The following is a 5,735-nucleotide window of genomic DNA, read 5'->3' as shown; positions in this document are numbered from 1 at the left end:
GTCCCACAAGGGTTTATGTACCTTATGGGACTTTCTCAGCATCTATTCTGGCGGAAAGGGTGGGATTCGAACCCACGTACCGGCTCATCACCGATAACTCGATTTCGAGTCGAGCGCGTTACGGCCTCTTCGCTACCTTTCCGTGGAACGTCTTTGTCTTTTACATGAAGAGCCGTCTGCGGGCAAGCCTTTTTTCCGGCCTACAGGGGCAGGCCCCTTCTCTCGTCCATATCGGCGTGAAGCTGCGCTTTAAGCGCTTCCAGCCCGTCGAAACGGCGATCCTTGCGAAGCAGGGCGAGAAAGCGCACTTCAAGCCCGCGCCCGTAAATATCCCCGGAAAAATCCATGATATGCGTTTCCAGAGTCAGCGAGGAACCGTCGAAAGTGGGGTTCCTGCAGAAGCTCGTCACGGACATCTGCCATTCCCCAGCGCCTTCGTCACCCAGGAGACGGGCCGATGTGGCGTACACAGCCGGGGCCGTCATGGCCTGGGTGTGGGGCACGTCCAGATTGGCGGTGGGGATGCCGAGCAGCGGGCCGCCCCGCCCTTCCCCATGCACCACTTCCCCCTGCACGGAAAAAGGCCTGCCGAGAAGGCGGTTCGCCTCTTCCAACCTGCCTTCGGCAAGGGCCTTGCGGATGCGTGTGGAGCTCACGGGGGCGCCTTCCTTCAGCACGGCCTGTACCTGGGTAACCTGGGAAAAAAAGCCTCTCAGCTCATCCGCCCCGGCATGGTCGCTGCCCATGCGAAAATCATAGCCGATGAACAGGTCGCGCACGCAAAGGGCGTCCAGAAGCACCTCGCGGCAGAAATCGCCCGCGCTCCGCGAGGCCAGTTCCCGACTGAAAGGCATAACCAGCACGGCGTCCACGCCTGCCTGTTCCATGTATTCCAGGCGCTGGGCCGTGGAGCACAGCACCTTGGGGGCGCGGGGGCACAACACCGTGGCCGGATGAGGATTGAAAGTGACGGCAACGGCGGGCATGCCCGCTGCATGGGCGTGCTCCACCGTGCGGCGGAGAAGTTCCTGATGGCCGAGATGGACGCCGTCGAAATTACCGACAGTGGCCGTACACCTGTCCCACGCTGCCTGTTCGCGCAGCGCTTTCGGGTCGGAAGCAGTGTGCATGGGACTACTTAGCCGCCGTATTCGTATTCGCCAGAGCCATTTCCACAGCGTCTGCGAAATTTTCCATGGGCAGGGCGCCGCGAAGCACCATGTTGTTCACAAGAAAATACGGCGTCCCCACAAAGCCCAACGCACTCGCATCGGCGGCATCGCCGGCGAGCATGGAGTCCAGCTCCTTGGCCTTGCTCTTGACCGAGGCTTCCAGAGCCTTCGCATCATACCCCACTTCCGCGGCAATGGTACGAAGCGTCGCAAGAGCGTTCTCCTCCACCTGCTTCTGGCGGTCGAACACCAGCGCGTACATTTTCCAAGCCTTGGCTTTGTCCATCTGATAGGCGGCGATGAACCATTCCCCGGCAATGCGCCCCGATTCCGTTTTGGGCACCTGCTTGAAAATAAGGCGTATCTTGCCCGGATAGCGCTTCATGAGATTGCCCACGGTATACGCGGCCTGATGGCAGTAGGCGCACACGAAGTCGGAAAACGCTATGATGGTCACAGGCGCATTGTCTGGGCCGCCTGCGGGTCTGCCCTGGAGGGCCACCTGCTTGGGCTCTGTTATGTCCTTCTCCCACTGGTCACGCAAAACGGCGCGCCGCCTCTTGTCCGATCCCATCTGCACAATATCAAGCACTTCCTCGCTGTGCTGTTTCAGCACGTTCAGGATAAGCTCGGGATGTTCGCGCAAAAGAGCCTCAAGCTGCGCGGCCGGATCGGCCGCAGGCACGGTCGCAGGGGCGGCATAAGCGCCCCCGGGCGCCATGAGCGCACCGGAAAAAAAGACAAGCGCAAAACATATATGACGAAAAAAAGACATGCTAAGCTCCTTTTGCGCGACTATATCTTTTTCATATCATGCTGACAAGACAGCACCGCATAACGAAATATTACCTAGATCCCGAAAGAAAAAGTCTTTCTCAAAAATAGGAGAAAACGATACGCATCCCGCGCAGGCCTTGCGCATCAGCAAGTGACCATGCTCACGGCAAGGCCGCCCATGGAAGTTTCCTTGAATTTATGGCTCATTTCCCTGCCGGTTTCCGCCATGGCGGCAATGGCCGCATCCAGGGAAACCCTGTGCGCCTCCGGTCGCGTACCCGTACTGATGAGGGAGGCGTTGAAGGCCTTCACCGCGCCCATGGCGTTGCGCTCGATGCAGGGGATCTGCACATAGCCGCCCACGGGGTCGCAGGTGATGCCGAGGTGATGCTCCAGGGCCACCTCGGCGGCGTTTTCCACATAGCGGGAAGGATTGCCCTGGGCGTCGGTGAACATGGCGGCGGCCATGGCGGAGGCCACGCCTATTTCCCCCTGACAGCCCACTTCCGCGCCGGCGATGCTGGCGTTGTGCTTGGCGATGAAGCCCACCGCGGCCGCTGCGAGAAAGCCCTCGCGTATGGCGCGGTCGCCTATGAACATATCGTGGCGCATGGCGTACACCAGGGCGGGCATGACGCCCGCAGAGCCGCAGGTGGGCGCGGTGACGATAACGCCGCCCGAGGCGTTTTCTTCCGAAGCGGCGAAGGCGTAGGCATTGAGTCCGGCAAGGAACTTGACCGGAGAATCCTGAAGGGCCAGCGCCCGTTCGCGCAGCATGTGCGCCTTGCGCTCCACCTTGAGCGGCCCGGCAAGATATCCGCTGCCCTCCAGCCCGTGCTTCACCGATTCCTCCATCCTGTCTAAAAGATCGTTCAGACCGTCGATGATGGAGGTGCGTGAGGCCCCGGTAATGGCCGATTCATTGGCCAGCATGATTTCATAAATATTCAGGCCATGGCTGCGGACAATATCCCGAAGCTCCTTCATGTTGCCGTAGGGATAAACGGGCTCTCCCAGTTCCGGAGCCTTCCACCCGTCCCACTGGACGAATCCCCCACCCACGGAATAGTAAGCCTTTTCAAAAAGTACCGCTCCTTGCGCATCGTGAAGTTCCGCAAGGAGCGTATTGCTGTAGGAGTACTTGTGCACGATAGCGTCGTGCACAATGTCGGAGAGGGAAACAAGGGCGCTCCCCACGCCGAGTTCCACCCGGTACTCCTTGGAAGGCTCCGAGGAAAGCTTTGCCAGAAACCCCTGCGGGCAGTCTTCCGGCCGCACGCCGAGAATACCCGCGAGCACGGCGGCATCGGTACCGTGCCCCTCGCCCGTGGCGCTCAGGGAACCGAAAAGGCGCACCCGTATGCGCGCGGCACGGGCCAGCACTTCGCGGGGCAGCGCGGCGCAGTCCGTGGAAAAAAGGCGGCCCGCCGTCATGGGGCCTATGGTGTGCGAGCTCGACGGGCCTGGCCCGACCTTGAACAGAGAAAAGATCGACGTGGTGATGGGCCGCATGGCAAATCCTCAGGTAGATATCCGTTTGACATGGATGCGGGAAGGCCGGAAAAAATCCACCGCGCCCCGTCTGAGACGCGGCGGGCGCGCATACGACGAGGGGGCCGAAGCCCCCCCGAAAAGAAAAAAACCTACATCTGCTCGGAGCTGTTCTTTTCCTCCGCCTCCAGATCGTCGGTATGCTTGAGTATCTCTTCAAGCTGTATGTCGCCGCACAGAACGCCCACGATTTCATCCTTCTCATCCGTCACTGCCTGGGAAACGGAAAGGATGAGCGCGCCGGTGTACTGGGACTGGTACACGTCTGTCACATGAAGCTCGCCGTCCTGCATGGGCATCTTGAACCAGCCGCGGTCGGAATAGTCGTAGCCCGGATCGGGCAGGTGCCCGTACTTGCCGGTATTGGCCTCATCCGCCACCACGGCCTTGAGCAGCCTGCCCTTTGCGTCGGTAAGGGTGATGAACTGAATGTAGGGATAATGATCGGCAAAGCTCTGCAGCGCCTGGTTGCGTTCCTCCTGAGAAAGGCTCGCACGGCATGCCTCGGCAAGGCGCGTCATGATGCCGGAAGCAAGGCGGCTCGCCACCCGCTTGAGCTTCTGCAGCTCGGAAACGAAGAGCTCGGGCATGTACTGACGCACAAGGGCCAACATTTCCTTATTGGAGAAGGAGGTGTTGCGCCCGGCTTCGTAGGCCTGCATGATTGCGTTGTAGATCTGGCCCACCGCAGGATGCTTCTTGGTCACATGGCGGCTTTCGTCGAGCTCGATGTTGCTGTTGATCCAGTACGCTACGCCCGCACGACCGGACTTGTCGGTAATGATGATGGGCACGGGGCGGTTGAGTATCTTCGCCGTATCGAAGATATTGTAGATTTCTTCGTTTTTGGCGAGCCCGTCCACATGCACGCCCGCGCTCGTGGCGTTGAAGTCGCTCCCCACGAAGGGGTAATTCGGGGGAATGACGTACTCCAGCTCTTTGGCAAAGTATTCGGCTATCTCGGAAATCACCGTGGTATCGGCAACATCGTCGTTGCCGGTAAGGGAAATATATTCCATGACCAGGGCTTCCACGGGCGTGTTGCCCGTGCGTTCACCGAAGCCGAGCAGCGCGCCGTTGACCGCGGTGCAGCCGTATAACCACGCGGTAACACCGTTGACCAGCACCTTGTGGAAGTCGTTGTGTCCGTGCCACTCCAGCCACTGGCCGGGCACCCCCGCCTCGTCGGTAAAGGCGCGCACAATACCCTGCACCGAGCGCGGAAGGGCCGCCCCGGCATAGGGCACGCCGAAGCCCATGGTATCGCACAGGCGTATCTTCACCGGCATGGATGCCTTATGGGCAAGTTCCATAAGGCGTGAAGCAAAAGGCAGACAGAAGCCGTGTATGTCCGCACGGGTGACATCTTCAAAGTGGCAGCGCGGCACTATACCCCACTCCAGGGCACGCTCCACGATGCGCAGATAATCCTCCATGGCCTGCTGCCGGGTCTTCCCTAATTTAAGGTAAATATGATAGTCCGACACGCTGGTGAGCAGCCCCACCTCATCGAACTCCATGTCGCGGGCAATGCGCAGATCCTCTTCCTTCGCGCGTATCCAGCCCGTCACCCGGGGGAAGCGATAGCCGCGCGCGCGGCAGGTCTCGATAGCTTTGCGGTCCTTGGCGGAATACATGAAGAATTCCGAAGCCTGGATGAGCCCGCTCTTGCCGCCGAGCTTGTGCAGGAGGTCGAAAATATGGGCGATCTGCTTTACCGTGTACGGCGGCCGGGCCTGCTGCCCGTCGCGGAAGGTGGTGTCTGTGATAAAGCAGGGATCTGCCGGACGGGGGGCGATGATGGTGCCGTCAAAGCCGATACGTCCTATCCTCGTGTAGGGGAAAAGTTCCCGGTAAAGCTGAGGGTCTGCCCTCTCTTCCAGGTGAAGACTGCGCTCGGAACTTTTCTTGAAAAGAATCATTGTACCTCCGTGTGGCCGCCAGCGCGGACAGGCCTTTTTTCAGCGATGGGCTAGTATACTCGTTAACACAGGAAAAATAAAGTATTATGCCTGCCCCAAAAATTTCCGCTCTGTTATCCCGCATGAAGTGTCGCTGCATAAAAAATTAACCGGCTTCGGTAAGATTGTTCTTTTTTTCTTTTGGTTTTTTCCGGCCTGAATTCGGCTTCTCATTTTTGTCAAAAAAATAATTTTCGACATTTCAAGATATTATAAACCCGCCCCTCCCAAGCCCTGCGGCTTTTTTCCGCCGCTCGTTCCGTTCTGGAACCAC

The 5,735-nt window shown here is 59.2% G+C and carries 4 protein-coding genes and 1 tRNA gene; all 5 read right to left on the bottom strand.

Translation table 11 applies throughout. The annotated features are described in order from the left end of the window. Positions 1-48: 48 nt before the first annotated feature. Positions 49-142 (bottom strand) — tRNA-Ser (locus tag K8W16_RS04615). A 58-nt stretch (positions 143-200) separates the two neighbouring features. Next, positions 201-1,130: a riboflavin biosynthesis protein RibF gene (gene ribF, locus K8W16_RS04610; protein ID WP_304121533.1), complete on the bottom strand. Its 930-nt coding sequence runs from the start codon at positions 1,128-1,130 to the stop codon at positions 201-203. 4 nt (positions 1,131-1,134) lie between these two features. Continuing rightward, positions 1,135-1,947: a thioredoxin domain-containing protein gene (locus tag K8W16_RS04605; protein ID WP_304121531.1), complete on the bottom strand. Its 813-nt coding sequence runs from the start codon at positions 1,945-1,947 to the stop codon at positions 1,135-1,137. A gap of 146 nt (positions 1,948-2,093) precedes the next feature. Further along, a complete protein-coding gene (locus tag K8W16_RS04600) occupies positions 2,094-3,461 on the bottom strand; it encodes an L-serine ammonia-lyase (RefSeq protein ID WP_304121529.1) in 1,368 nt (455 codons plus the stop codon). A gap of 131 nt (positions 3,462-3,592) precedes the next feature. Further along, complete coding sequence (locus tag K8W16_RS04595) at positions 3,593-5,422, bottom strand: cache domain-containing protein (RefSeq protein WP_304121528.1); 1,830 nt, start codon at positions 5,420-5,422, stop codon at positions 3,593-3,595. Between the last annotated feature and the right edge of the window lie 313 nt (positions 5,423-5,735).

This window comes from Mailhella massiliensis (genome assembly GCF_020741395.1).
In the GTDB taxonomy this organism is placed as follows: domain Bacteria; phylum Desulfobacterota; class Desulfovibrionia; order Desulfovibrionales; family Desulfovibrionaceae; genus Mailhella; species Mailhella massiliensis_A.
This window is presented reverse-complemented; position numbering and strand designations above follow the sequence as displayed.